This is a genomic window from Pseudomonas sp. SHLD1 (assembly GCF_028640935.1).
Lineage (GTDB): Bacteria > Pseudomonadota > Gammaproteobacteria > Pseudomonadales > Pseudomonadaceae > Chryseomonas > Chryseomonas aestiva.
In genome coordinates this window covers 173,472-199,424 of sequence record NZ_JAQZAD010000013.1, presented here as the reverse complement: position 1 = coordinate 199,424, position 25,953 = coordinate 173,472, and the positions used below count along the sequence as shown (strand labels likewise).

Genomic DNA, 25,953 nt, shown 5'->3' with positions numbered 1-25,953 from the left:
GACTCGCCAATTTCCTCGGGGGACGCGCAGTGCTGGACGAATTGGGACTTAAGGGACGCATCCTGCTGTTGAGCGTCCTCCCGACCTGCTGCATGGCGGCCCTGCTGGGGGTCTACTTCAGCTGGGTGCAGCTGTCCGACATGCGCAGCCAGCTCATCGAGCACGGCCAGCTCGTAGCCCAGCAGATGGCCCCGCTCATCGCCCCGGCCATGCGCACCGGCGACAACGACCAGCTCAACCGTATCGCCCAGCGCGCCCTCGACCAGGCCGATGTCCGGGCCATCAGCTTTCTGGATGCCGACGGCAACCTGCTCGCCCACGCCGGTCCCTCGATGACCGTGGAGCTCACCGGGCGCGACTACCAGACCATCAGCATGAGATCCGGGCTGGACATCACCCACTTCAACCTGCCGGTGCAGACCCACGACCTGCGCCTGACCCGCAGCGACGGCAGTCCGGCCACGCCCCAGACCCTGGGCTGGATCCAGCTCGAACTCTCCCATCACGCCACCCTGCTGCGCGGCTATCGCAACCTGGTGGCCGGCCTCCTGCTGATCCTGCTCGGCCTGGCCTTCACCGCCTTCATCGCGGTGCGCATGGGCCGCCGCATCAACCGGCCCCTGCAGGTGATCGCCCATGGCGTCAGCCAGTTGCAGGAGGGTCGCCTGGAGACGCGCCTGCCGACCCAGCTCGGCAGCCCCGAATTCGACGAACTGGCGACCGGTATCAACCGCATGGCCGAAGCCATGGAAAACGCCCAGTTCGAGATGCAGAACAACATCGACCAGGCCACCGAGGACGTCCGCCAGAATCTGGAGACCATCGAGATCCAGAACATCGAGCTGGACCTGGCGCGCAAGGCCGCGCTGGAAGCCAGCCGCATCAAGTCGGAATTCCTGGCCAACATGAGCCACGAGATCCGCACCCCGCTCAACGGCATCATCGGCTTCACCAATCTGATGCAGAAGAGCGAGCTGACCCCGCGCCAGCAGGATTACCTGAGCACCATCCAGAATTCCGCCGAGAGCCTGCTGGGCATCATCAACGAGATCCTCGACTTCTCGAAGATCGAGGCCGGCAAGCTGGTGCTGGAGAATCTGCCGTTCAACCTGCGTGACATGATCCAGGACACCCTGACCATCCTGGCGCCCTCGGCCCATGAAAAGCACCTGGAGCTGGTCTGCCTGGTCTACCGCGACACCCCGACCCATCTGGTCGGCGATCCGCAGCGCCTGCGCCAGGTGCTCACCAACCTGGTGAGCAATGCCATCAAGTTCACCCATTCCGGCACCATCGCCGTGCGCGCCATGGTCGAGGAAGAGACCGACGACCACGCCCAGCTGCGCATCAGCGTCCAGGACACCGGGGTCGGCCTCACCGACGAAGACCGGCAGATGCTGTTCCAGGCCTTCTCCCAGGCCGACAACTCCCTGACCCGCCAGGCCGGCGGCACCGGGCTCGGCCTGGTCATCTCCAAGCGCCTGATCGAGCAGATGGGGGGCGAGATCGGCCTGGAGAGCATTCCCGGCGAGGGCTCGGAATTCTGGATCACCTTAAACCTGCCCAAGGCCCATGGCAGCGTCGAGAGCCACAAGCGCATCGCCCTGGCCGGTCGTCGCGTCGGCCTGGTGGAGCCCCACCCCCTCACCCGCCAGGCACTGCAGCACCAGCTGGAAGAATGCGGCCTGAGCGTGGAGCCGTTCGAGACCCTGGAGCAGCTCAGCGAAGCGGTCGCCCACCCGGCCTCCGGCAAGCTGCCGGTCAGCCTGGCGGTGCTCGGCGTCAGTGCCCGCAGCATCCCGCCGGACCTGCTCACCGAGCGCATCTGGGAGCTGGGTCGCCAGGACTGCAATACCCTGGTCTATTGCCCCACCACCGACCAGGCGGTGTTCCACGCCTCCCTGCCCGATGTCCATTGCCAGCTGCACTCCAAGCCGGCCTGCAGCCGCAAACTCGAGCAGGCGGTGGCCGAGCTGCTCAACCAGCGCCCGCAACGCAACGAGAGCGGTGGCCTGGGCATCACCGACCGGCCGCCGCGGCTGCTCTGCGTGGACGACAACCCGGCCAACCTGCTGCTGGTGGAAACCCTGCTGACCGATCTCGGCGCCCAGGTCACCGCGGTGGAGAGCGGCTACGCGGCGGTGGAAGCCGTCCAGCAGGAGCGCTTCGATCTGGTGTTCATGGACGTGCAGATGCCCGGCATGGACGGCCGCCAGGCCACCGAGGCGATCCGCGACTGGGAAGCCAGCGAAGGTGGCACCCCGGTGCCCATCGTCGCCCTTACCGCCCACGCCATGGCCAACGAGAAGCGTGCCCTGCTGCAGAGCGGCATGGACGACTACCTCACCAAGCCCATCAGCGATCGGCAACTGGCCCAGGTCATCCTCAAGTGGACCGGCCTGCGCCTGCTGCACAGCTCGGCGCCCGAGGTCACCAGCCTCAACAGCGGCGGCCAGGACATTTCCACGCTGGCGGTGATGGATGCGGACGAAGGCCTGCGCCTGGCCGCCAACAAGCCGGACCTGGCCAAGGATTTGCTGAGCATGCTGCTCGCCTCCCTGGCGGCGGACCGTCAGGCCATTCGCCAGGCCCGCGAAGACGGCGACCGCATCGCCCTCATCGAGCGCGTCCACCGCCTGCATGGCGCCACCCGCTATTGCGGCGTTCCCCAGCTGCGCGCCGCCTGCCAGCACAGCGAAACCCTGCTCAAGCAGGGCGCGCCGACCTCCAGCCCGGCGCTGGAAGAACTGGACGCAGCCATCGTCAATCTGTCCACCCAGGCCAAGAGCCCGCTCTAGCGGGCTAGTCCTCGAACAGCCTGAGCTGCAGTGCCGCCTCGCGCAGATCGGTCAGGCGCACGCCCACCCCGAGCAGCCGTACCGGCCGATTGCCCCGTCGGTAGGCCTGCTCCAGCAGGCGACGATAGCTGTCGAGATCACGCCCGGCGCCCTGTTGCTCCAGGGTGGTCTGGGTGAAGTCGTGGAACTTGACCTTGATGAAGGGTCGCTCCGGGCGATAACGATCGGCCAGGCGCGTCAGCCGCTCTTCGAGCTTGGCCAGCAACTCGGGCAATTCCTGAACACAGGCGGCGGCATCGGGCAGATCGCGGTCATAGGTGCGCTCCACGCTGGCCGATTGCCGCTGGCTGTCCACCTTGACCTGACGCTCGTCGATGCCATGGGCCAGCGACCAGAGGCGCTCGCCGAAGCTGCCGAATTCGCGCAGCAGATCGAAGCGCGACCAGGTCTGCAGGTCGCTGCAGAGGACGATGCCGCGGCGCTTGAGCTTGTCGGCGGTGACCTTGCCCACGCCATGCAGCTTGGCCACCGGCAAGGCGGCGACAAAGTCGTCCACCTCGTGCGGGGCGATGACGAACAACCCGTTGGGCTTCTTCCAGTCGCTGGCGATCTTGGCGAGAAACTTGTTGGGCGCCACCCCGGCGGACACCGTGATGTTCAGCTCCTGCCACACCCGCCTGCGGATATCGCGGGCGATCAGGGTCGCGCTGCCGTTGAACAGCTCGCACTGGGTGACATCCAGATAGGCTTCGTCGAGGGACAGCGGCTCGATCAGCTCGGTGTAGTCCTGGAAGATGCCGTGGATCTGCCGTGATACCTCCTTGTAGACCTCGAAGCGCGGCTTGACGAAGACCAGGTCGGGACAGAGCTTCTGCGCCTGATGGGACGACATGGCGGAGCGCACGCCGAAAGCCCGGGCCTCGTAGTTGCAGGTGGCGACGACCCCACGACGATCAGGGGTCCCGCCTACCGCCAGCGGCTTGCCGCCCAGGCGCGGATCGTCGCGCATCTCGATGGACGCATAGAAGCAGTCACAGTCGACATGGATGATCTTGCGCTGGCGCTTGGTTGGGAGCTGAGCGGGAGAACTGTCCGGAGCCATGAAAGGAGATGCCGGGCCGGGCTTGGCGGCTGATTATCCGTACAGTAAGCCAAGACCGCCTGGATTTGTCCATGGCGGACGACGAATCGCCCGTCAACCGACGTCTTGCAGCAGGCGTTGCCGATGGACGACCTCTTCGCGCAACTCATCGACCACCGCCTTGAGGTCATGGGCATGGTGCAGCTGATCGTAATAGAGGTGGCGCTCGGCGATCACGCCGTCGGGCGTGGTAACCATCAACCGTGCGAAATGCTCGCTGCGCTCGAAGAACTCGATGCGACCCAGGCCCTGGAGATGTTGGAGCAAGGTTTCCAGCAGCAGATTCATGGCGGCCCCTTGGACTTTCCTGGTCAAACGGTTCGGTCGCGCTGCCCATCGTCGAAAGGTGCACCCTCGTCGCCGGCGATGACGGTCCGATCTTCTATATGGCCGGAGCGAACATGGCGGGACGTGGTGTCCAGCAACTCCTGCACGGCGGCGCGGAGTGTCTGCATGTCGTCGACGAGCAATTCGACTTTCTCCACGACCTGAAGTGCCATCTCCGACGCACCTTTGGCACTGCTGCCGGTAAGCGCCAGGGAAAGATTGCACAACTGGGCGACCAGTGTCGCTATATCGTGATCCATCACGCGCATGATGCGCTGATCCAGACGACTCGAATCCTGGGTAGGGTGCATGAGGTTCTCCATAACACTCAGTCAGGATAGCACATGGCCACCACCCGCCTCGGCCGCTTAGCGGCGTTTTGCTATCACCTTCTCACTTGATCGCACAGGGGCCCTCATCGGGTTTCCGGACCCTTTGCCAGCTAGATAGGTCGACTGAGGACGTACCTCTAGGAGAACCCCCATGAAACGTCCTCTACTCGTGTCCTCTGCCCTACTCCTCGGCCTCATGCTCGGTGGCTGCTTCGATCGCGACCAATCGGATCAGCAGAATCGCTCCAGCGGCGAAAAGGCGTCGGTGCAGATGCAGAAAAGCGACGGCGACAAATAGGCCTGTCCCTGCCTGGCAAATAAGCCTTTGAAGAATATTAAATTTTTTCTTGACGAATTTTTTCTTGGCCCTATACTGAGCCACATCGGACGCGGGATGGAGCAGTCTGGTAGCTCGTCGGGCTCATAACCCGAAGGTCGTTGGTTCAAATCCAGCTCCCGCAACCAAATTCGAAAAAACCACTCTCTTGAGTGGTTTTTTTTTGCCCTGAATTTGACCCGGTTCAGATCCAGGCGGTGCGAACTCTGTAGCTACAAGAGCTACAAAGGTTGGTATAGAGCTTTTTTTATCTGTACAAGGCTTGGCAAACCGCGCGCGACCAGTAATCTGACGCGCGTTCCTGTCTAGAGGAGTTTGCATGACTGCACCTGATCCAGCCAAAGAGGTCTCCTCGAAGCCGGCATCCCCTGCGGACCACCCTGTTTCGCCCCCTCAGGCGCTGCCCTGGCGCCTCCTGGAGCGCCTGACGGCCTACCGACAACCCATCGAACTGGGTCTGACGCTGGTGTTGTTCGCCGCCGCCCTGGTGGTCTGCTGGCATCTGCTGAGCAGCATCGATGGCGAAGCTCTCCATGATGCCCTTCACGATATTCCACACTCCTCCCTGATCGGCGCGCTGATCGCCGCAGCCGCCGGCTTCACCATCCTGCTCGGCTACGAGTGGTCGGCCATGCGCTTCGCCGACGTCAAGCTGCCGGCACGCGCCTGGACCATGGGCGGCCTCACCGCCTTCGCCATCGGCAATGCGGTTGGCCTGTCCATGCTGTCCGGTGGGTCGGTGCGCTATCGCCTCTATGCCCGCCAGGGCCTCAGCGCCCTGGAAGTGGCGCAGATGACGGTGTTTTCCAGCCTGGCGCTGGGCACCGCGCTGCCGCCCCTGGCCGCCATCGCCGCCCTGACCAACCTGCCAGCGTCCACCCAGGCCCTGCGCGTTCCGGAAGCGGTGATCATCACCGTGTCCGCCCTGATCCTGATCGGCTATGCCGTCGGCATTCTGGCCCTGCGCCGCTGGCGGGTGCCCGAGCAGCCCTGCGCCCACGCGCTGCACTTCCGCATCGGCAAGCGCGCCCTGCGCCTGCCGACCCTGCGGCTGTCCGTGCTGCAGCTGGTGATCACCATCCTCGACGTGACCGCCGCCTCGATGGTGCTCTATCTGCTGCTGCCCACAGCGCCGCCCTTCGGTGCCTTCCTGCTGGTCTACCTGCTGGCGCTGGCCGCCGGGGTGCTCAGTCACGTCCCGGGCGGTGTCGGCGTGTTCGAGGCGGTCCTGCTGGCAGCCTTCGCCAACGAGCTGGGCGCCGCCCAGTTGGCCGCGGCGCTGGTGGTCTACCGCCTGTTCTATGTGCTGCTGCCCTTCGTGATCGCCTGCCTGGTGCTGCTGTTCAGCGAGGGCCGCCGCCTGCTGTCGAACAGTCCGGCCGTACGGGTCGCCTCAGGCCTGGCGGCACCCATCCTCGCCATCCTGGTTTTTTTTTCTGGGGTGGTACTGCTTTTTTCTGGGGTCACCCCTGAAATAGACACCCGCCTGGAGGGCATGGATTTTCTGCTGCCCCAGCGGTTGATCGATGCCTCCCATCTGGGCGCGAGCCTGATCGGCGTCGTCTGTCTATTGCTGGCGCAGGGACTGCGCCGGCGCCTCTCCGCGGCTTGGGCGGTGACCTTGGTCTTGCTGTTGCTGGGCTGCCTGCTGTCCCTGTTGAAAGGTTTCGACTGGGAGGAAGCCTCCATTCTGGCGATCACGGCCGCGCTGCTCGCCATCTTCCGCAAATCCTTCTATCGCCGCAGCCGGCTGATGGAACAGCCCTTCTCGCCGCTGTACGTGACCGCCAGCATCTGCGTGGTCGCCGCCTCGGTGTGGCTGCTGCTGTTCGCCTATCAGGACGTGCCCTACGACACCCGCCTCTGGTGGCAATTCGCGCTGGATGCCGATGCCCCACGCGGCCTGCGTGCCGCCCTGGGCAGTTCGGTCCTGCTGCTGATCATCGCCCTGGGCTGGCTGCTGCGCGCCGCGCCGCCGCCGATCGAAGCCCCCACCAGCGCCGAGCTCGAGCGGGCCTTCGCCATCGTGCGCAAATCCAGTCAGCCGGATGGCGGCCTGGTGATGACCGGTGACAAGGCCCTGCTCTTCCACGACAGCGACGATGCCTTCCTGATGTACGGACGACGGGGCCGCAGTCTGATCGCCCTCTTCGACCCCATCGGCCGCTCCCAGCCCCGTGCCGAGCTGATCTGGAAATTCCGCGACCTCTGCGACCTGCACCACGCCCGGCCGGTGTTCTATCAGGTGCGGGCCGAGAACCTGCCCTTCTACATGGACATCGGCCTGACGGCGCTCAAGCTCGGCGAAGAGGCCCGGGTGGACCTGCATGCCTTCGATCTCGACAGCAAGGGCAAGAAGGACCTGAGATACACCTGGAATCGCGGCCAGCGCGACGGCCTGGCGATCGAATTCCACGCCCCGGGCGAAGCGCCGCTGGACGAGCTAAAGGCCATCTCCGACGTCTGGCTGGAGAGCAAGCAGGTGCGCGAGAAGGGTTTTTCCCTGGGTCGTTTCGATCCGACCTATCTCAAGCACTTTCGCATCGCCGTGGTGCGTTTCCAGGACAAGGCGGTGGCCTTCGCCAACCTGCTGGAAACCGAACGCCCCGACCTGGCCAGCATCGACCTGATGCGGGTCACCGCGGATGCGCCCAAGCAGACCATGGAATTCCTCATGCTGGGGCTGATCCTGCACTTCAAGGCTGCCGGCTTCGCCCGCTTCTCCTTGGGCATGGTCCCGCTGGCCGGTTTGCACCCCCGCCGTGGCGCCCCCATCACCCAGCGCCTGGGCGCCATGGTGTTCAGACGTGGCGAACAGTTCTATAACTTCCAAGGGCTGCGTCGCTTCAAGGACAAGTTCGATCCGGAATGGGAACCGCGCTACATGGCGGTGCCCGCCGGCCTGGATCCCCTGGTCGCCTTCGCCGATACCGCCGCCCTAATCGCCGGGGGTTATACCGGCCTGGTCAAACGTTGAGACTCCTATGCTGAAACGTGCACTCGCAGTACTGCTCGTCATCCTGCTGATCGCGGGAGGTCTGGGCTGGTGGTGGCTCCATCGCTGGCCGTCGGCGCCCCAGGTCAAGGTCCTGGAACAGCCGGATGGCCGTCTGCTGACCATGGCCGCGCCCAAGGGCGAGCCGCATGCCCGCGTGGTCCTGGCCACGCCGTCGGACCTGCAACTGGCGGATGCCGACCTGCTGGGCTTGGCGACCAACACCGGCGCCGAGATCGTCCAGTACGAAGTCAAGGTCGCCAACAGCTGCCAGGCGCAGAACGACGACTTCACCCAGGCGGCCAAGCAGCTGAGTGGGGCGCCGACCTTCGTCGGCGGTATTGGCCCAGGCGCCGCCCGTGCCTGGCGCTGGTTGACGACCCAGGACAACCCGAAGGCGGCGGCCCTGAGCGTGGGCTTCAATCTGGAGACCCTGGATTGCCCGGACGCCCTGCCGGCCAAGGCGGCCGCTGGCCAATGGCACATCGCCTGGAACGATCATCCGACCGACGATTCGGCCATCTTCGTGCGTCAGCAGAGCAATGCCGACCTGACCATCGCCGACTATGGCACTGCCCTGCCGGTGGTCCTGCGCACCCAGCTGAAGAATCGCCTGCTGGGCCAGCACAACGACATCCCAACCATCGAGATGCCGGCCGATCCGGACGTCAAGCCCGGCCATTCCGACGTCGTGACCATCTTCTACTCCGGTGACGGCGGCTGGCGTGACATCGACCGGCTCTCGGCCCAGGCCATGAACGAGGCCGGTTATCCGGTCGTTGGCGTGGACTCCCTGCGCTACTTCTGGCAGCACAAGAGTCCCGAGCAGGTCGCCGCCGACCTTGCCAACCTGATGCAAGAATACCGCGAGAAGTGGAACGCCAAGCACTTCGTGCTGGCTGGCTACTCCTTCGGTGCCGACATCCTGCCAGCGGTCTACAACCGCCTGCCCAAGACGGATCAGGACCAGGTGAGCTCCCTGCTGCTGCTGGCCTTCAGCCGCAAGAGCAACTTCGAGATCGCCGTGGAAGGCTGGCTGGGCAAGCCGGGTGACGAAGCCGATACCCTGCCGGAAACCAGCAAGATTCCCGCCGCCAAGCTGTTTTGCGTCTATGGCGAGGAAGAGAAGGACGACAGTGGCTGTACCCAAGCGGGTCAGCCGGGTGAGAAGCTGGGTCGTCCGGGCGGTCACCATTTCGACGAGAACTACGACAAGCTGGCCGACTTCATGGTCAAGGCCATCGAGGCCCGTACGCCGCAGTAGCCGCCAGACAGACCGGGCCTGAGCCTGTCCAAAAGCTAGCGAGCCAGAGGCAAGCAAGGCCTGGGTGGCCCCGCGAAGATGGCCTGAGGAAGCGGAGTTTACGATGGGTAAATGAGCATCCCGACGGGGCTGGCCCTCCAGGCCATCTTCAACGCCGCCTGGCCGACGCGCAGTAGACGTTGGACTGGCTCGGGGCCCGGACGAACGGCTGGAACAAGGGACCGGTCTCCCGCGGTCTATGGCTGCAACAGCCACGGAGACCCCCGACATGAGCACACCGCTTTCCGCCGATGCCGCCAGCAAGATCCTGGTGGATGCCTTCCAACCCCTTGGCTGCGTGGTGTCGTCCGGTACGGATGGCCACGACCTGGCCCTGGGCGTGGTCGATGCCCAGGGCAAGACGCTCTATGCCGAAGAACAGCTCAGCGAGAGCGACTACAGTGATCCCCTGCGCCTGGCCGGCTACATAGGCACGGTACGCAGCGAGCTGGAAGGCCGCGGCCAGGCCCTCGACAGCTGGCAGATGCCCTTCATCACCGATCCCGACGCCCTGCCGCCGCCAGTGTTCAACTAGGCAAAGAAAAGGCCCCAGCTGGGGCCTTTTCTTCTTGCGCCGGACTAGATCTCGACCTGGGTACCCAGTTCGATCACCCGGTTCACCGGCAGCTTGAAGAATCTCAGGTTGCCGTTGGCGTTCTTCATCAGGAAGACGAAGAGATTCTCCCGCCAGGGCGCCATGCCCAGCCGCTTGGAAGCGATCACCGTCTCCCGGCTGAGGAAGTAGGTGGTACGCATCGGGGTGAAATCCAGCCCTGGATAGGGGCAGTGGCTGAGCGCCAGGGGGATGTCCGGTTCGTCCATGAAGCCATAGTGCAACACCACCCGATAGAAGCCGTCACCGAAGTCCTCGACCTCGATGCGCTCACCACGCGATACCCGCGGACGGTCCTCGTAGCGCACCGTGAGCAGCACCACCTGCTCGTGCAGCACCTGGTTGTGCAGCAGGTTGTGCAGCATGGCGTGGGGGACCACGTCGGTACGGGCGGTGAGGAACACCGCGGTGCCCTTGGCGCGGAACGGCGGCTGGGCGCGAATGCTGCTGATAAAGATCGGCAGCGGCAGGGCACCGTCGTCCAGGCGTTCCACCACCAGTTGCCGCCCCCGCTTCCAGGTGGTCAGCAGGATGAAGATGATGACACCGGCGATCACCGGGAAGGACCCGCCGGAGAGGATCTTCGGCGCATTGGCGGAGAAGTACAGCACGTCGACCAGCAGGAAGCCGATCAGCAGCGGCACCATGATCCAGCGCGGCCATTTCCACAGCAGCAGGATCACCGCCGACACCAGGCAGCTAGTGATCAGCATGGTCCCCGTCACCGCCACGCCGTAGGCTTCGGCCAGGTTGGCCGAGGACTGGAAGGTCAGGATCAGGAAGATCACACCCAGCATCAGCGCCCAGTTCATGAGCGGGATGTAGATCTGCCCCTGCTCCTGGCTGGAGGTGTGCTGGACCTGCATGCGCGGGATATAGCCCAGCTGGATGGCCTGGCGGGTCATGGAGAAGGCACCGGTGATCACCGCCTGGGAGGCGATGACGGTAGCCAGGGTCGCCAGGCCGATCATCGGCAGCAGCAGCCATTCAGGCGCCAGCAGATAGAAGGGATTGCGCACCGCCGCGGGATCGGCGAGCAGCAGCGCGCCCTGGCCGAAGTAGTTCAGCACCAAGCCTGGCAGTACCAGCAGCAGCCAGGCCCGGGCGATGGGCTTGCGCCCGAAGTGGCCCATGTCGGCATAGAGCGCCTCGGCGCCGGTCAGCGCCAGCACCGCCGCACCCAGCACGATGAAGCCCTTCACCGGGTTGTCGACGAAGAATTGCACCGCCCAGTAGGGATTGAAGGCCTTGAGCACCTCGGGTTGCTGGACGATGCCATAGACGCCCAGGGCGCCCAGGGTGGTGAACCAGAGCACCATCACCGGTCCGAAGAACTTGCCGATGGTGGCGGTGCCGCGCTTCTGGATGGCGAAGATGCCGACCAGGATCACCAGGGAGATGGGTACGACCCAGGCGTCCAGGCCATCGAAGGCCAGCTCCAGGCCCTCCACCGCCGACAGCACCGAGACCGCCGGGGTGATCATGCTGTCGCCGTAGAAGAGCGCGGCGCCGAACAGCCCCAGCAGGACCAGGGTGGTGGCCAGGCGTGGCGAGCCCTGGGCAGCGCGGCGAGCGAGGGCCGTGAGGGCCATGATGCCGCCCTCGCCCTGGTTGTCGGCGCGCATGACGAAGGTGATGTACTTGAGGGTGACGACCCAGATGAGCGACCAGAAGATCAGCGACAGGATGCCGAGCACGCTGTCGTGATTCAGCGGCAGGCCGTAGTGCGGCGAAAAGACTTCCTTGAGGGTATAGAGAGGACTGGTGCCGATGTCGCCGTATACCACGCCGGTGGCGAGCACGATCATTCCCAAGGCCGAAGGGGCTTTACCACCGTGCTCGTGTTCCGGACGGCTCATGCAGGGCTCCTAGAGTCTAAAATCGGCGCATCCTGCGCCGAAGCGGCGTCAGGATCAAGTTGAAAAGGCCGGTAGCGTGGCGCGCGCAACCTCTCGGCGCAGCGCTTCCAGCACCATAGACTCCTTGGTCGGCAAAAAGCTCTGCGCGGTCGCCAGGACCCGCCTGCCCCTTCCAAGCAGCGGCAGAGATGGCTAGAATCGCGCGTTTTTTGATCAAGGCGCCTCCTGAGCGCCCGCCGAGGTTAGCCCATGTCCATCCAAACGTCCGCCCCCAAGGTCGGTTTCGTCAGCCTCGGCTGTCCCAAGGCCACCGTCGACTCCGAACGCATCCTCACCCAGCTGCGCATGGAAGGCTACGAGATCGTGCCGACCTATGAAGACGCCGACGTGGTGGTGGTCAACACCTGCGGCTTCATCGACAGCGCCAAGGCCGAGTCCCTGGACGCCATCGGCGAGGCCATCGCCGAGAACGGCAAGGTGATCGTCACCGGGTGCATGGGCGTGGACGAGGGCAACATCCGCGGCGTGCATCCCAGCGTGCTGGCGGTGACCGGTCCGCAGCAGTACGAGCAGGTGGTCAACGCCGTGCACGAGGTGGTACCGCCGCAGCTGGAGCACAATCCGCTGATCGACCTGGTGCCGCCCCAGGGTATCAAGCTGACGCCGCGCCACTACGCCTACCTGAAGATTTCCGAGGGCTGCAACCACAGCTGCAGCTTCTGCATCATCCCCTCCATGCGTGGCAAGCTGGTCAGCCGCCCGGTGGGTGACGTGCTGTCCGAGGCCGAGCGCCTGGTCAAGGCGGGCGTCAAGGAGCTGCTGGTGATCTCCCAGGACACCAGCGCCTACGGCGTCGACCTCAAGTACCGGCTGGACTTCTGGAACGGCCAGCCGGTCAAGACGCGCATGCTGGAACTGTGCGAAGCGCTGTCGAGCATGGGCGTCTGGGTGCGCCTGCACTATGTGTACCCCTACCCCAATGTCGACGACGTCATTCCGCTGATGGCCGCCGGCAAGCTGCTGCCCTACCTGGACATCCCCTTCCAGCACGCCAGCCCCAAGGTGCTCAAGTCCATGAAGCGCCCGGCGTTCGAGGACAAGACCCTGGCGCGCATCAAGCGCTGGCGCGAGATCTGCCCGGAACTGACCATCCGCTCCACCTTCATCGTCGGCTTCCCGGGCGAGACCGAGGAAGATTTCCAGTACCTGCTGGACTGGCTCACCGAAGCCCAGCTGGATCGCGTCGGCTGCTTCCAGTATTCGCCGGTCGAGGGCGCACCCGCCAACGAACTGGGCCTGGATCCGGTGGCGGACGAGGTCAAGCAGGAGCGCTGGGAGCGCTTCATGGCGCACCAGCAGGCCATTTCCGCGGCGCGCCTGCAGCTCAAGATCGGTCGCGAGATCGAGGTCTTGATCGATGAGGTGGACGAGCAAGGCGCCATCGGCCGCTCCTACGCCGATGCCCCGGAAATCGACGGCAACGTCTATGTCGACAGCGCCAATCCCCTCAAGCCGGGCGACAAGGTCTGGGTCCGGGTCACCGACGCCGACGAGTACGACCTCTGGGCAGAGACGCTCTGATCCCTAGCTAGTCGTGCAAACGGTGGGTGCCGGGCACATGGGCGTGCCCGGCCGCACTGCAACTGGCGGTGGTCGCTGACGGCGCCGCCGGCTGACCAAGTTCGCGCAGGATGCCGCAACGGTCACCCTCGCCCTCTCCCTGGCAGTGACGCCTCAGGGTCACCAGCTGCTCGCGCAGCTGATTCAATTCGCGAATGCGCACCTCGACATGATGCAGATGGGCGCCGATCAGGGCATCCACCTGGGCACAGCCGGGTTCGCTGGTGTCGCGCAGGGCCAGCAAGGCGCGAATCTCCTCCAGTGTCATGTCCAGCGAACGGCAATGGCGGACGAATACCAGACGCTCGACCTGAGTGTCGTCATAGCTGCGGTAATTACTACTGCTACGCGCTGCCGGGCTCAGCAGCCCCTCGCGCTCGTAGTAGCGGATGGTCTCGACCGCGCAATCGGTACGCCTGGCCAATTCGCCGATCTTCATCACTCTGTCTCGTTCTGCTGACGGACGCCCAGCCTGCGCCGCCGGCCGCTTCGGAGCAAGAGGCCACGGCGGTCGGGACGGTGCTGGACTGCGGCTTTTCTCGGAGGGGCGGCAGGTGAAACGCTGCGCTCGGGGAAGTGGCTGAGACCTGTGGCGGCTGGCCAGACAGCACGACGCCCCGGCGATGAGTGGGTCGCCGGGGCGTCGAGACAACAGCCAGCCTAGTTGGCGTTGTTCTGGTAAAGCGCGGAGACCCGATTCGGATGCTCCGACTGGAATTGCGTTTGCGCATTGGCACGGATCGATTTGTTCGATACGTCGCGGCTGGCTGCGGACGCCGTACCCGACAGCAGGCCCAGGAACAGGACGGCGACGATGGCTTGGACACCCAGGACTTTCATAGCGAATACCTCTTGGTTGTGCTGTTTCGATAGACACAGCGTACTCCCAGTACTAATTCGCCAAAAAGAGCGCTTTTCGAGAGTGATATTTACCTATAAGGCAAATATCACTGGGGAACTTCCCACCTGTTCCGAGCGTTGGCAATTTGGCCCAAGGGCTCTAGCCCAGCTATCGCAGCTCCCTCAGGTGCTTTTCCAGTCCCGTGGCGCGGCCGGCGCCGACGCTGGTCAGCTGGAAGAAGCCGTAGTCTTCCAGGTAGGTCCAGCGACTGCGCGGTCCGCTTCCCGCCTCCCCATGCTGGCACTCCAGGGTCTTGGCCCGCCCGCTGAGGCTGGCCAGCACCTTGCGTGCCTCGCCTTCGCCCACCACCTTGCAGGACAGCCTGATTTCGCGCTGCTCGGTGCCTTTGAGATTGCCGGTCAGGGATTGCCGCGCCTGATAGCCGACCTGGCTGCCCACGGCGAGGGCGCGCCAGTCGCCGCTGAAGCTCAGCTGGTCCAGGCTGGCCACTTCTTCCACCGGCAGATTGCCGTTGTCGATACGGGTACGGCGTACCAGATCGATCAGCCCGCGCCAGTTGAGCGAATCGACCCGGGCGGTCTTGCCCTGGGCACTGAAGCGCAGCAGTCCGGGCTGAGGGCCGGGGCTAACCTGCACCTCTTCGCGATAGGCATGGGTCTGGCCTTCGTAGCGACTTTCGCCCTCCTCCACGAAGCGCTGGACGGCCAGGCGCGGCGCGGGTAGCGCCTGCGCCTTCAGCACCTGCAGGGGCTGTGCCTGCGGCGTGGGCAATTCGCCGGGCGGCGGCGGTGCGGCCGGTGCGGCGGCGGCAGCCTTGACCCCATCCAGGCGTGGCGTGGCCAGCAAGGCATCCCGACGATCACAGGCGGCTTCCAACAGCGTACGCCGCTCGATCGGCGCCGCCGTGAAGGCCTCCTGGCCCTGGGCGCCCAACTGGCTGTCGGTTACCCGCCCGCGGTCGTCCAGGCCGTAGCGCGCCAGCAGCAGGTAACGACGCGCCGTGCAATCGGCGGCCAGGGACTCGCGCCACTGACGCACCGGGGCGCCGTAGCGCGGCGTCTGCACCGCGACGGCCAGTTGCTGACCGCCCCAGAAGCGGCGTACTCCGTTGGCATCCACCAGGCTGTTGCGGTCGATCACCAGGGTGTCACCGCCGGGGCCACTGGCGAGGGCGCGCCAGTCGGTGTTGGCTGGCTGGGCGCAGAGCGCCGCCACATCGGGACGCTGCTTGAGCGTCGCAACCTTGGCGGCGCTCAGCGGCAGGGGCGCGGCATAGGCATTCACCCGTCCGGGATAGACCCGCTGAGCACCATCGAGGTAGAGCAGTTCAGCCTGGTCGGCCGCGCAATCCAGCGACACCATGGCGAAACCGTCCTCTGCCAGGGCGAGCGCCAGCTGCAGGCGTGAATCCTCGCGCAGAACGCTTTCGGCGATGACCGGACGAGCGAAGAGGTCATCGGCACTGGTCGGAGGCTCGACCGGCGGCTGCTGAGTGCTGCAGCCAGCCAGTAGCGACAGCAGGCAAAGGGCGGAAAGACGGCTGGAGATCATGAATCCTCTCGACAGGGAACCGCGAAAGATGTCGCGAACAGCAAATTGACCTGAACGAAATGCGTCTGGCGCGGATCAATAAAGGAAGCATGCCGCTTGGCATGACCTCCCCCGTTTCCCCACACGAGGTGCATTTATGAATACCGATCAGATCATAGGCAATGCCAAGGACGCTACCGGCAAGGTCCAGGACAGTTTCGGCGCAGCGACCGGCAATGCCGACTGGCAAGCCGAGGGCAAGGCCCGTCAACTGGAAGGCAAGCTGCAAGAGCAATATGGCCAGGCCATCGACTGCGCGCGCAATGTGACCGCCGACAAGCCCTTCACTGCCCTGGCCATCGCTGGCGGTGTCGGTTTCGTGCTGGGCGTACTGCTTTCGCGCTCCTGATCGGAGACGCCGGGCTGGCCACTGCGCCAGCTCCACAGCAAAAAGGCCTGTCTAGACAGGCCTTTTTGCTGTGGAGCCCATTAACGTTCCAGCGTTACCAGGTGCCTGTGCACCGCGTCCACGATCTCACCGATGTTGAACGGCTTCTGGAACACGGCATCGAACAGCTCCGAGCTCTCCTGGGCCAGATGTGCCTGGGCCCCGCTCATGAGAATGATGGGCAGGTGTTGCAGACCCTGGCGTTCGCGCAACGCTTCCGCCAGCTCACGGCCATTCATCACCGGCATCATGAAGTCGGTGATGACCAGCGACGGTAGTTCTCGATCGAAGACATCAAGCGCTCGACGGCCGTTGCTCGCCTTGACCACCATGTAGCCTTCGTCTTCAAGCGCGAAGGCCAGGATGTCCGCTATCAGAAATTCGTCATCGACTACCAGTATCGTCGTCATGTGGAGACTCTCCCAGCCGACGCGATCATGGTTGTATTGAGGGCATGGCTGAACCGGAAAGCACCTTCACCATGTCTTTGAACGCCTTTTTCAGTTCGATTCCCGAGTTGTCTATCACCATCTCGCGTAGCGAGGGGTCATACAGGCTATCCCGCACCTTGAGGATGGACAGAACTCTCTTGATCTCCGCCTCGGCCTCGACGAATCGCAGCAAAATCAGATTGTCCACCATGCTGGAAAGTTCGGGCGCCGGCGCTGATATATCCGCGCCAAACATGTCCCGTAATTCCCAGGTAGCTAGAACTGTGACGCCCTGGGTACGCAGCTCGTTCAGTAATGCACTGAAGTATTCGATGAGCCGCCCCTGTGGCAGCGCGAAGCGGGCAATGGCGCCCAGACTGTCGATCACCAGCCGTTTGATGCCGTGCTGCTCGACCAGCGCGAGCAGCTTCAGACCCACTTCATCAAGGCGCAACTCGGTAGTGGGCTGCCAGTGCATGTGCAGTGCGCCCTGATCGATACGGCCGGCCAGATCGAGCCCCAGGGCGTCGGCCTTGAGCTGCAGCCGCTCCGGCGGTTCATAGAAACTGAACATCAGACCGGGGGCCTCGGGCGTGCAGGCGGCCAGGAAATTCAGCGCGATGGACGTCTTGCCGGCACCCGAGGGCCCCATGAGCAACGTGGTCGAGCTTTCCGGTAGCCCGTTCTCGATCATCGCATCCAGCGAGGCCACGCCGCTGGTCACGCGCTGGTGCCCAATGCGGTAGGTCGCGCCCTCCGAGGGATCGCGATAGAGCGTTTCCAACCGTGGAAACACGGTGATGCCGGCATCGGAGATGGTGAATTCGTGGAAGCCCGGCAACGCGCCGCTGCCGCGAGTCTTGCGCAGCGCCAGACGGCGGATGGTGCGACTGCCGATCTCTTCCTCGTGCAGGTCCAGCACGCCATCGACCATGGTGTGCTCCGGGCTGCCGTCTTCGAGACGCGCGCTGGTGAGAAAGATCACCGTGCAACCGGCAAAGGCCGCATGCCCCTGCAACTCGGCGATGAACTTCTTGGTGTCGATGGGCGTTTCCGCACGCGAGCGCGCATTGAGCAGACCATCCACCACCAGCAGACTGGCCTTCTGCCGGCTGATTTCCCGCCGCAGGAGACGCACGACCTCATCCAGCCCCTCGCCTTCCATGGTATCGAAGGCGCTCAGGTACTGGACCTGATCCCCGATGCAGGCGCGGTCGAAGAAATCCAGCGTGGAAAAGAACTGGAACATCCGCTCGTGGGTTTCCGACAGCATGGTCGCAAACAGCACCCGGCCACCGCCGCGCACATGGTTGAAGGCGATCTGATTGGCCATGATCGATTTGCCGGAGCCCGGACGGCCCTGGATGACATAGGACGCGCCTGCGACCAGGCCTCCCTTCAAGATCTCATCCAGCCCCTGGATACCGGTTACGACGCGCTCGAGTCGATTCAAGAACGATGCCTCAAACTAATGATGTGTCTGGGACGCCTGGACAAGCGCCCTGTGCTTCGCAGGCAAGAGCCTATAAGGGTGCTACCCAAATAGCCAGCTAGAGGGCCTGGTCTTGGCCGCGTTTGCGAATCAGTCCTTCCTGGGCTACCGAGGCCACCAGCTGGCCCGTGCGATTGTAGATGCTGCCGCGGCACAGGCCACGCGCGCCGCCGGCCCAGGGACTGTCGATGGCGTAGAGCAGCCAGTCGTCCAGACGGAAATCGCGGTGGAACCAGACCGCATGGTCGAGGCTGGCGATCTGCAGCGAGCGATCCCAGAAACTGGTGCCATGAGGCAGCAGCGAACTGGGCAGCAGGTTGAAGTCCGAGGCATAGGCCAGCAGGTAGCGGTGCAGCGCCGGCTGGTCCGGCAAATCGCCCGTGGCGCGGAACCAGACATGGCGGACCGGCTCGGTCGGCTCTGGCTTGAAGGGATCGGTAAAGACCACCGGGCGCATCTCGATCGGCCGTGGCCCCAGCAGCTTGTCGCGCAGCGGCGCAGGGATCAGCTCGGCATAGCGCTGGGCATGGGCGATCTCCGACTGCAGGGTCTCGGGTGCGGGCACCTCCGGCATGGTCGTCTGGTGCTCGAAGCCAGGCTCCTCGACATGGAAGGAGGCGCTGCAGAAGAAGATCGGCTGCTCACCCTGGAAGGCCGTGACCCGGCGGGTGGAAAAGCTGCCGCCATCGCGGATGCGATCCACCTGGTAGGTCACCGGCTCGACCGCAGAACCGGCGCGCAGGAAGTAGCCGTGCAGGGAGTGCACGCGGCGCTCCACCGGCACGGTCTGACTGGCCGCCGACAGGGCCTGCCCCAGCACCTGTCCACCAAAGAGCTGCGGGAAGCCGAGATCCTGACTGCCGCCGCGATACAGATCGGGGGCCAGGGATTCGAGGGTCAGCAGATCGACCAGGTTGTCCAGCACCTTGCTCATGGGGAGGGTTCCTTGACAGAGAGTGATCATCATACGCAAAACCGGTCAAATCCTGCGCGTTCGCCTTGCTTTCAGACACTTTGCTCATCGTATGACGATAACTGGTGGAGCGTGTGGCCGCATAAGCGGTCACAATGAAGGTATCGCTGTCCGCTCGCAGGCTTCCTCTCCATGACCGAAACCGCCAATGCTTCGTCTCCCCACCCTTCCGCAGCGCAGATCGCGGAGCTGGGCAAGGGCCTCGGACACGACGACATCTTCTTTGCCGCCGTGAAGAAGACCCGGATGCCGATGATCGTGACAGATCCGCACCAGCCGGATAATCCGATCATCTTCGCCAACGAGTCCTTCCTGCGGACCACCGGCTATGCCCTGGACGAGGTGATGGGGCGCAATTGCCGCTTCCTGCAAGGGCCCGACACCCGCCCGGAGCACATCGCCGAAATCCGCAATGCCGTACGCGAACAGCGCGATTGCGACGTCGAGCTGCTGAACTACCGCAAGGACGGCTCGACCTTCTGGAATGCGCTGTTCATCTCGCCGGTGTTCGATCACGAGGGCCAGCTGCGCTACTACTTCGCCTCGCAGCTGGATGTCTCCCGTCGGCGCGATGCCGAAGACGCCCTGCGCCAGGCGCAGAAGATGGAAGCCCTGGGCCAACTCACCGGTGGCATCGCCCACGACTTCAACAACCTGCTGCAGGTGATGGTCGGCTACCTGGATATCCTGAGGATCAACCTGGACCGTCCGGAACTGGACAAGGACAAGGCCAAGCGCCATGTCGAGAACACCCGCGACGCGGTGAATCGGGCGGCGACCCTGACCCAGCAGCTGCTGGCCTTTGCTCGCAAGCAACGCCTGACCGGGCGCGCGGTGGACCTGAACAAGCTCATCAATGCCCGCCAGGGGCGCCTGGCCCAGGCGCTGGGAGGGCCCTTCCGCTTTGTCTTCCGCCCGGCACCGGCGTTGTGGAACTGCCGTCTCGATCCGATCCAGCTGGAAACGGCGCTGCTCAATATCGTCGACAACGCCCGCCTGGCCATGCAGGAGCGAGGCGCCGGCACCCTGACCCTGGAAACCCTCAACGTCGAGGTCAATGGCCAGGACCTGGCCCACGGTGGCCTGGCCCAGGGGCATTATGTCTGCATCGCCCTGACCGACACCGGCAGCGGCATGTCCACCGATGTGCTCGGGCGCGCCTTGGACCCCTTCTTCACCACCCGCGACGAAGGCCAGGGCAGCGGTCTGGGCCTGTCCATGGTCTATGGCTTTCTCAAGCAGTCGGGCGGTCTGGTCAGGCTCTATTCCGAGGTAGGCATAGGTACCTCGGTGCGCCTCTACTTCCCGGTTTCCGAAGAGGAGGCGCGCGAGCACCCGACGCCCCTGCCGACCCCGCACGAGGACGGCGGTGGCTCCGAGACCATCCTGGTGGTGGATGACAGACCGGACGTGGCGGCACTGGCCCAGGCCATCCTGGAGGAGACCGGCTACCAGGTGCTGGTCGCCCACAATGGCCAGCAGGCGCTGGATATCCTTGCCCGCGAACCCGCTGTCGATCTGTTGTTCAGCGATCTCATCATGCCGGGCGGCATGAATGGCGTGATGCTGGCCAAGGAGGCCCAGCGGCGACAGCCCGAGTTGCGCATCCTGCTGACCACGGGTTATGCCAACAACGCGCTGGAACTCGAAGAAGGCAACGGCGAACGCTTTCCGATTCTCAACAAGCCCTATGGTCGCCAGGACCTGACCCGCTGGATCCGTCGCATGCTGGACAGCGGCCAGCCATGAAGGACGAGGCCCTGGAGCACGAGCCCGCCAGCTGCGACACCGGGCAGAATGGCCCGGTGGACCTCCAGAGCTTTCTGGCCTGCCTGGAGCGGGTCGGCAACAGCCCGAACCAGGTCTCGGTGCAGCACCTGATCGATGCCATCGGCAGCCGCTCCTTCGGCCCCATGATTCTCTTGCCGGGGGTGCTGGCGATCTCGCCGCTGACTGGCATTCCCGGTATCGCCACCGCCATTGCCGTCTTCGTGATGCTGGTGAGCGGCCAGCTGCTGCTCGGCCGGGATCACTTCTGGCTGCCGCGCTGGGTGCTGCAGCGCTCGGTTTCGCGCGGCAAGCTGCGCAAGTCGCTGCGGCTGCTGCAGAGGCCGGCGCGCTGGGTGGACAAGGTGGTCAAGTCGCGACTGCGGGTGCTCACCTCGCGTCCGGCGCACTTCGTCACCGCCCTGCTGTGCATCCTGATCGCCGCGACCATGCCGGTGCTGGATCTGGTGCCCTTCGCCAACACCACGGCGGGACTGGCATTGACCTCCTTCGCCCTGTCGCTGATCGCCCGCGATGGCCTGCTGTTCCTTCTGGCACTGGGTTTCTGTACCGGCATCCTCTGGTTCATCCTGGAGCTCCTGGTGTTTTGAGCACGCGACTGCCGCTGGTCTACCACGAGGACTACAGTCCGCCCTTCCCCGCGGGCCATCGCTTTCCGATGGAGAAATTCCGCCTGCTGCACGAGCACCTGAGCGCCAGCGGCATCCTCGGCACGGACAACTGGCAGCGCCCCGAACTCTGCCCGGACGAGGTGCTGGCGCTGGCCCATGCGCCCGCCTACATCCGCGCCTTCCAGGCCGGCGAGCTGGCGCCGCCGCTGCAGCGCCAGCTGGGCCTGCCGTGGAACGAAGCCCTGGTGCGCCGCACCATCCGCGCCGTGGGCGGCTCCCTGCTCACCCTGGAGCTGGCACTGCGCCATGGCCTGGCCTGTCACCTCGCCGGGGGTACCCATCATGCGCACCACGACTATCCGGCCGGCTTCTGCATCTTCAACGATCTGGCGATCCTGTCGCTGTCGCTGCTGGAAAGCGGGCGCGCCGGGCGGGTGCTGATCCTGGACTGCGACGTCCACCAGGGCGATGGCACGGCACGCATCCTCGCCGGGGTGCCGGACGCCGTCACCGTCTCGCTGCACTGCGCCACCAACTATCCGGCGCGCAAGGCACAGAGCGACTGGGACATCCCCTTGCCCCGCGGCCTGGACGACGCCGGCTATCTCCAGGTCCTCGACGAGGCCCTGGGCTACCTGCTGCCCCTTCATCAGCCCGACGTGGTGCTCTACGACGCCGGCGTCGACGTCCACCGAGATGACGCCCTGGGCTATCTGGACCTGACCGATGCCGGTCTCGCCGCCCGGGACGGTTTCGTCTTGCGACGCTGCCTGGCGGCGGATATACCGGTCGTAGGGGTGATCGGCGGCGGCTATTCCGCCGATCGCCTGGCCCTGGCCCGCCGGCACGGCATCCTCCATCACACCGCGACCCAGGTCTGGCAGGAACTGGGCCTGACCTGAACAGGAGTTTTCATGAGCAAGACCGTCAAGACCTCTGAATCCAGCCAGGCGCGCCTGGCAGTACTGATCGATGCCGACAACGCGCCAGCTGCCATCGTCGACGGTCTCATGGCCGAGATCGCGCGCTTCGGCGTGGCCAGCGTCAAACGCATCTATGGCGACTGGACCCAGCCCCAGCTGAACAGCTGGAAGAAGGTGCTGCTCGACCATTCCATCCAGCCGGTGCAGCAATTCGGCTACACCAAAGGCAAGAATGCCACCGACAGCGCCCTGATCATCGATGCCATGGACCTGCTCTACACCCGTCGCTTCGACGGTTTCTGCCTGGTTTCCAGCGACAGCGACTTCACCCGCCTGGCGGCGCGGCTGCGCGAGGAAGGACTGACAGTCTATGGCTTCGGCGAAGAAAAGACCCCGGACCCCTTCGTCTCGGCCTGCGACAGATTCATCTACACCGAGATCCTCAGGTCCAAGCCGCGGGAAGAGCCGCGGGAAGCCACCAGCACCACCGACAAGCCGGCTACCACCAACCGCGGCAAGCCCAAGCTGAGCACCATCCTCAAGCTCATCGAACAGGCGGTGGAAGACGCCTCCGACGAAGGCGGCTGGGCCAATCTGGGCCTGGTCGGCACCAACCTGGGCAAGGTGCGTCCGGATTTCGACGCCCGCCTCTATGGGCATCGCAAATTCAGCGGCCTGGTCAAGGCCCATGGCGATCGGTTCGAGGTGCAGGAGCGCGACCCCGCCGATGGCAGCGCGGGCAAGGCCGTCTATATCCGCAACCGCTGACGCCGCTGCGCCTGCCCGGCTCTGGCCCGGGCGATGACGGTGAAAAGTCGCGATCGGTCGCCATCAGGTCGCCATACCACCGGTCAGACGTCGCGGAACCGCTCGGCGGGCGGCGGCCTCCACCCTAGGTTAATGCAGCCTACGGAGACCGCCATGCGAGCCTTGACCTACCACGGTGCCCACGATGTACGCGTCGATACCGTGCCTGATCCGACCATCCAGGACGCTGACGACATCGTCCTGCGGGTGACCGCCACGGCCATCTGCGGCTCGGATCTGCACCTCTATCGCGGCAAGATTCCCACCGTGGAGCACGGAGATATCTTCGGCCACGAATTCATGGGCATCGTCGAGGAAACCGGTTCGGCGGTCACGGCCGTGCAGAAAGGCGATCGGGTGGTGATCCCCTTCGTCATCGCCTGTGGCAGCTGCTTCTTCTGCAACCAGGATCTCTATGCCGCCTGTGAGACCACCAATACCGGTCGTGGCGCCATCCTCAACAAGAAGCAGATCCCGCCGGGCGCGGCGCTGTTCGGCTTCAGCCATCTCTATGGCGGCGTGCCCGGTGGCCAGGCCGAATACGTGCGCGTACCCAAGGCCAACACCGGCCCCTTCAAGGTACCCGGCACCCTGGCCGACGAGAAGGTACTGTTCCTGTCCGACATCCTGCCCACCGCCTGGCAGGCGGTACTCAACACCGGCATCGGTCAGGGCTCCAGCATCGCCATCTATGGCGCCGGACCGGTCGGCCTACTGTCCGCCGCCTGCGCGCGGATGCTGGGTGCCGAGCGCATCTTCATGGTCGACCACCACCCCTATCGCCTGGCCTATGCGCAGCAGACCTATGGCGTCATCCCGATCAATTTCGACGAAGACGACGATCCGGCGGCGACCATCATCGAGCAGACGCCCGGCAAGCGCGGTGTAGACGGCGTGGTCGATGCGGTGGGCTTCGAGGCCAAGGGCAGCACCACCGAGACCATCCTCGCCAACCTCAAGCTGGAAGGCAGCAGCGGCAAGGCCCTGCGTCAGTGCATCGCTGCGGTACGACGCGGCGGCACCGTGAGTGTCCCGGGTGTGTATGCCGGCTTCATCCATGGCTTCCTGTTCGGCGACGCCTTCGACAAGGGCCTGACCTTCAAGATGGGCCAGACCCACGTGCAGCGCTACCTGCCGGAACTGCTCGAACACATCGAGCGCGGCGATCTCGCTCCCGAGGCGATCATTACCCACCGGATGTCCCTGGAGCAGGCGGTCGAGGGCTACAAGATCTTCGACAAGAAGCAGGAGGACTGCCGCAAGGTGATCCTCACGCCCGGGCGCAGTGAACCGCTGATTCCGGAGCGCCTGGAAGAACCCCTGGCGGCACCCCTGGGTCAGGCTGGCGTGGTCTAAGAGCCTAGCACCTCGCGTACAATGGCGGCTTTCCGTAGCTCCTGGATGCCGCCATGTCTCTCTCCCCCGCCACCCCTGCCGTCGTTGTCATCGGGGGTGGCCCCGCCGGGTTGATGGCGGCCGAGACCTTGGCCGCCGCCGGCATCTCCGTAGACCTCTTCGACGCCATGCCCTCCGTTGGCCGCAAGTTTTTGCTCGCCGGCGTGGGCGGCATGAACATCACCCATGCCGAAGAGCAGGCCACCTTCCGCCGGCGCTATCGCGAGCGCGAAGGCGACGTCAGCACCTGGCTCGATGCCTTCGACAGCGATGCCCTGCGCGCCTGGATCCATGAGCTGGGCATCGAGACCTTCGTCGGTACCTCGGGTCGGGTATTTCCCGCCGACATGAAGGCCGCGCCCCTGCTGCGTGCCTGGCTGCATCGGCTGCGCGACCAGGGCGTGCGCATCCATACCCGCAGCCGCTGGCTGGGCTGGGACGCCGAGAACCGACTGCGCCTGGCGACCCCGGAGGGCGAGCGTCTCTTGCGGCCCCAGGCCTGTGTGCTGGCGTTGGGCGGCGGCAGTTGGCCGCGCCTGGGCTCGGACGGTGCCTGGCAGGCCTTGCTGGCCGAACGTGGCGTCACACTGCGACCGCTGGAACCAGCCAACTGTGGTTTCGAGGTGGCCGGCTGGAGCGACTTCCTCAGGACTCGTCATGCCGGCGCGCCAGTAAAGCCCGCCGCCCTGGCCCTGCCCGGCCAACCGCCGCGCCAGGGCGAATTCGTCCTTACCGAGACCGGCATCGAGGGCAGCCTGGTCTATGCGCTGTCCGCAGAGATCCGCTCGGCCATCGAACGCGACGGCCAGGCAACCCTGACCCTGGATCTGGCACCCCAGCGCGACCTTGCCGAACTCGGCCGGGCACTCGCCAAGCCACGCGGCAGCCAGTCCCTCGCCAATCACCTGCGGCGTCACGCCGGGATCGACGGCGCCCGGGCCGCCCTGCTTCGCGAGCTGGCCCCGCCGGAAACGTTCCAGGACATGGCTCGGCTGGCCCAGGCCTGCAAGGCCCTGCCCCTCACCGTGGTCAGACCCCGCCCCCTGGCGGAAGCCATCAGCAGCGCGGGCGGCGTGCCCCTGGAAGCCCTGGACGAGGGCCTGATGTTCCGGCAATTGCCTGGCGTGTTCTGCGCCGGCGAGATGCTCGACTGGGAAGCGCCCACCGGTGGCTATCTGCTCACGGCCTGCTTCGCCAGCGGCCGCGCAGCGGGCCGGGGCGTGCTGCGCTGGCTGGCCGCTGGCGGCAGGTCGGCCTGAGCGGCCCCGTCGCGATGCGCCGCTCCCGCTCGGACACCAGAGCTGGAGCCTGACCGCTGGCGCCCCGGTCCGCTTCCTCTGACCGTAGCTTCGCAGGCCACCTTTGCGT

The 25,953-nt window shown here is 65.1% G+C and carries 23 protein-coding genes and 1 tRNA gene; 14 read left to right on the top strand and 10 right to left on the bottom strand.

What is annotated here, in order from left to right; genetic code table 11:
* Positions 1-29 precede the first annotated feature (29 nt).
* Positions 30-2,798, top strand: coding sequence for a response regulator (locus PVZ77_RS06405; RefSeq protein WP_273805971.1), 2,769 nt, complete (start codon positions 30-32; stop codon positions 2,796-2,798).
* A gap of 4 nt (positions 2,799-2,802) precedes the next feature.
* Here PVZ77_RS06405 and dinB read toward each other — a convergent pair whose 3' ends face one another.
* The 3 genes from dinB to PVZ77_RS06390 all read right to left on the bottom strand — a co-directional run bounded on the left by dinB (position 2,803) and on the right by PVZ77_RS06390 (position 4,577).
* Positions 2,803-3,900, bottom strand: a complete 1,098-nt coding sequence (gene dinB / locus PVZ77_RS06400) for a DNA polymerase IV (protein WP_273805970.1) — start codon at positions 3,898-3,900, stop codon at positions 2,803-2,805.
* Positions 3,901-3,993: 93 nt separating this feature from the next.
* Positions 3,994-4,227 carry a hypothetical protein gene (locus tag PVZ77_RS06395; RefSeq protein WP_208691707.1) on the bottom strand — a complete coding sequence of 78 codons (234 nt, stop codon included), beginning with the start codon at positions 4,225-4,227 and terminating at the stop codon, positions 3,994-3,996.
* A 23-nt stretch (positions 4,228-4,250) separates the two neighbouring features.
* Positions 4,251-4,577, bottom strand: a complete 327-nt coding sequence (locus tag PVZ77_RS06390) for a hypothetical protein (RefSeq protein WP_273805969.1) — start codon at positions 4,575-4,577, stop codon at positions 4,251-4,253.
* 172 nt (positions 4,578-4,749) lie between these two features.
* On the opposite strand from PVZ77_RS06390, the gene PVZ77_RS06385 reads away from it, so the two are divergent.
* From PVZ77_RS06385 to PVZ77_RS06365, 5 genes are all read left to right on the top strand, one after another.
* Positions 4,750-4,896, top strand: coding sequence for a hypothetical protein (locus PVZ77_RS06385; RefSeq protein WP_273805968.1), 147 nt, complete (start codon positions 4,750-4,752; stop codon positions 4,894-4,896).
* 90 nt (positions 4,897-4,986) lie between these two features.
* Positions 4,987-5,063: transfer RNA gene (locus PVZ77_RS06380), tRNA-Met, on the top strand.
* A 191-nt stretch (positions 5,064-5,254) separates the two neighbouring features.
* Entirely contained in the window at positions 5,255-7,912 is a 2,658-nt protein-coding gene (gene mprF, locus PVZ77_RS06375) for a bifunctional lysylphosphatidylglycerol flippase/synthetase MprF (RefSeq protein WP_273805967.1), read from the top strand.
* Positions 7,913-7,919: 7 nt separating this feature from the next.
* Positions 7,920-9,194: a virulence factor family protein gene (locus PVZ77_RS06370; RefSeq protein ID WP_273805966.1), complete on the top strand. Its 1,275-nt coding sequence runs from the start codon at positions 7,920-7,922 to the stop codon at positions 9,192-9,194.
* 268 nt (positions 9,195-9,462) lie between these two features.
* Entirely contained in the window at positions 9,463-9,768 is a 306-nt protein-coding gene (locus tag PVZ77_RS06365; RefSeq protein WP_273805965.1) for a hypothetical protein, read from the top strand.
* Between the two features lie 44 nt (positions 9,769-9,812).
* On the opposite strand, the gene PVZ77_RS06360 is transcribed toward PVZ77_RS06365, so the two are convergent.
* Positions 9,813-11,654, bottom strand: a complete 1,842-nt coding sequence (locus PVZ77_RS06360; RefSeq protein ID WP_183630178.1) for a potassium transporter Kup — start codon at positions 11,652-11,654, stop codon at positions 9,813-9,815.
* A gap of 306 nt (positions 11,655-11,960) precedes the next feature.
* Here PVZ77_RS06360 and rimO point away from each other — a divergent pair, with 306 nt between their 5' ends.
* Positions 11,961-13,286: a 30S ribosomal protein S12 methylthiotransferase RimO gene (gene rimO, locus PVZ77_RS06355; protein ID WP_273806323.1), complete on the top strand. Its 1,326-nt coding sequence runs from the start codon at positions 11,961-11,963 to the stop codon at positions 13,284-13,286.
* Positions 13,287-13,293: 7 nt separating this feature from the next.
* On the opposite strand, the gene cadR is transcribed toward rimO, so the two are convergent.
* The 3 genes from cadR to PVZ77_RS06340 all read right to left on the bottom strand — a co-directional run bounded on the left by cadR (position 13,294) and on the right by PVZ77_RS06340 (position 15,738).
* Positions 13,294-13,764: a Cd(II)/Pb(II)-responsive transcriptional regulator gene (gene cadR / locus PVZ77_RS06350; protein ID WP_133861122.1), complete on the bottom strand. Its 471-nt coding sequence runs from the start codon at positions 13,762-13,764 to the stop codon at positions 13,294-13,296.
* A gap of 221 nt (positions 13,765-13,985) precedes the next feature.
* Entirely contained in the window at positions 13,986-14,165 is a 180-nt protein-coding gene (locus PVZ77_RS06345; RefSeq protein ID WP_133861123.1) for a hypothetical protein, read from the bottom strand.
* A gap of 169 nt (positions 14,166-14,334) precedes the next feature.
* Positions 14,335-15,738, bottom strand: coding sequence for a hypothetical protein (locus tag PVZ77_RS06340; RefSeq protein ID WP_273805964.1), 1,404 nt, complete (start codon positions 15,736-15,738; stop codon positions 14,335-14,337).
* A gap of 136 nt (positions 15,739-15,874) precedes the next feature.
* Between PVZ77_RS06340 and PVZ77_RS06335 the strand changes: the two genes are divergently transcribed.
* A complete protein-coding gene (locus PVZ77_RS06335; RefSeq protein ID WP_017642209.1) occupies positions 15,875-16,126 on the top strand; it encodes a CsbD family protein in 252 nt (83 codons plus the stop codon).
* 80 nt (positions 16,127-16,206) lie between these two features.
* Here the strand turns inward: PVZ77_RS06335 and PVZ77_RS06330 are convergent, their stop codons facing one another.
* From PVZ77_RS06330 to tesB, 3 genes are all read right to left on the bottom strand, one after another.
* Positions 16,207-16,575: a response regulator gene (locus PVZ77_RS06330; protein WP_273805963.1), complete on the bottom strand. Its 369-nt coding sequence runs from the start codon at positions 16,573-16,575 to the stop codon at positions 16,207-16,209.
* Positions 16,576-16,600: 25 nt separating this feature from the next.
* The gene (locus tag PVZ77_RS06325; protein WP_273805962.1) at positions 16,601-18,049 is read right to left on the bottom strand and encodes an ATPase domain-containing protein; all 1,449 of its coding nucleotides are present in this window, start codon (positions 18,047-18,049) and stop codon (positions 16,601-16,603) included.
* A 97-nt stretch (positions 18,050-18,146) separates the two neighbouring features.
* On the bottom strand, positions 18,147-19,022 hold the full coding sequence (gene tesB / locus PVZ77_RS06320; RefSeq protein WP_273805961.1) for an acyl-CoA thioesterase II: 876 nt from the start codon (positions 19,020-19,022) through the stop codon (positions 18,147-18,149).
* Between the two features lie 171 nt (positions 19,023-19,193).
* Between tesB and PVZ77_RS06315 the strand changes: the two genes are divergently transcribed.
* The 6 genes from PVZ77_RS06315 to PVZ77_RS06290 all read left to right on the top strand — a co-directional run bounded on the left by PVZ77_RS06315 (position 19,194) and on the right by PVZ77_RS06290 (position 25,844).
* Entirely contained in the window at positions 19,194-20,810 is a 1,617-nt protein-coding gene (locus PVZ77_RS06315) for a histidine kinase famiy protein (protein ID WP_273805960.1), read from the top strand.
* Positions 20,807-21,439: an exopolysaccharide biosynthesis protein gene (locus PVZ77_RS06310; protein ID WP_273805959.1), complete on the top strand. Its 633-nt coding sequence runs from the start codon at positions 20,807-20,809 to the stop codon at positions 21,437-21,439. Before PVZ77_RS06315 ends, PVZ77_RS06310 begins: the two co-directional genes overlap by 4 nt.
* Complete coding sequence (locus tag PVZ77_RS06305) at positions 21,436-22,362, top strand: histone deacetylase family protein (protein WP_273805958.1); 927 nt, start codon at positions 21,436-21,438, stop codon at positions 22,360-22,362. Before PVZ77_RS06310 ends, PVZ77_RS06305 begins: the two co-directional genes overlap by 4 nt.
* Positions 22,363-22,374: 12 nt before the next feature.
* Entirely contained in the window at positions 22,375-23,151 is a 777-nt protein-coding gene (locus tag PVZ77_RS06300; protein WP_273805957.1) for an NYN domain-containing protein, read from the top strand.
* A gap of 153 nt (positions 23,152-23,304) precedes the next feature.
* Positions 23,305-24,546, top strand: a complete 1,242-nt coding sequence (locus PVZ77_RS06295) for a zinc-dependent alcohol dehydrogenase (RefSeq protein WP_158891227.1) — start codon at positions 23,305-23,307, stop codon at positions 24,544-24,546.
* 53 nt (positions 24,547-24,599) lie between these two features.
* Complete coding sequence (locus PVZ77_RS06290) at positions 24,600-25,844, top strand: NAD(P)/FAD-dependent oxidoreductase (protein ID WP_273805956.1); 1,245 nt, start codon at positions 24,600-24,602, stop codon at positions 25,842-25,844.
* Positions 25,845-25,953 lie beyond the last annotated feature (109 nt).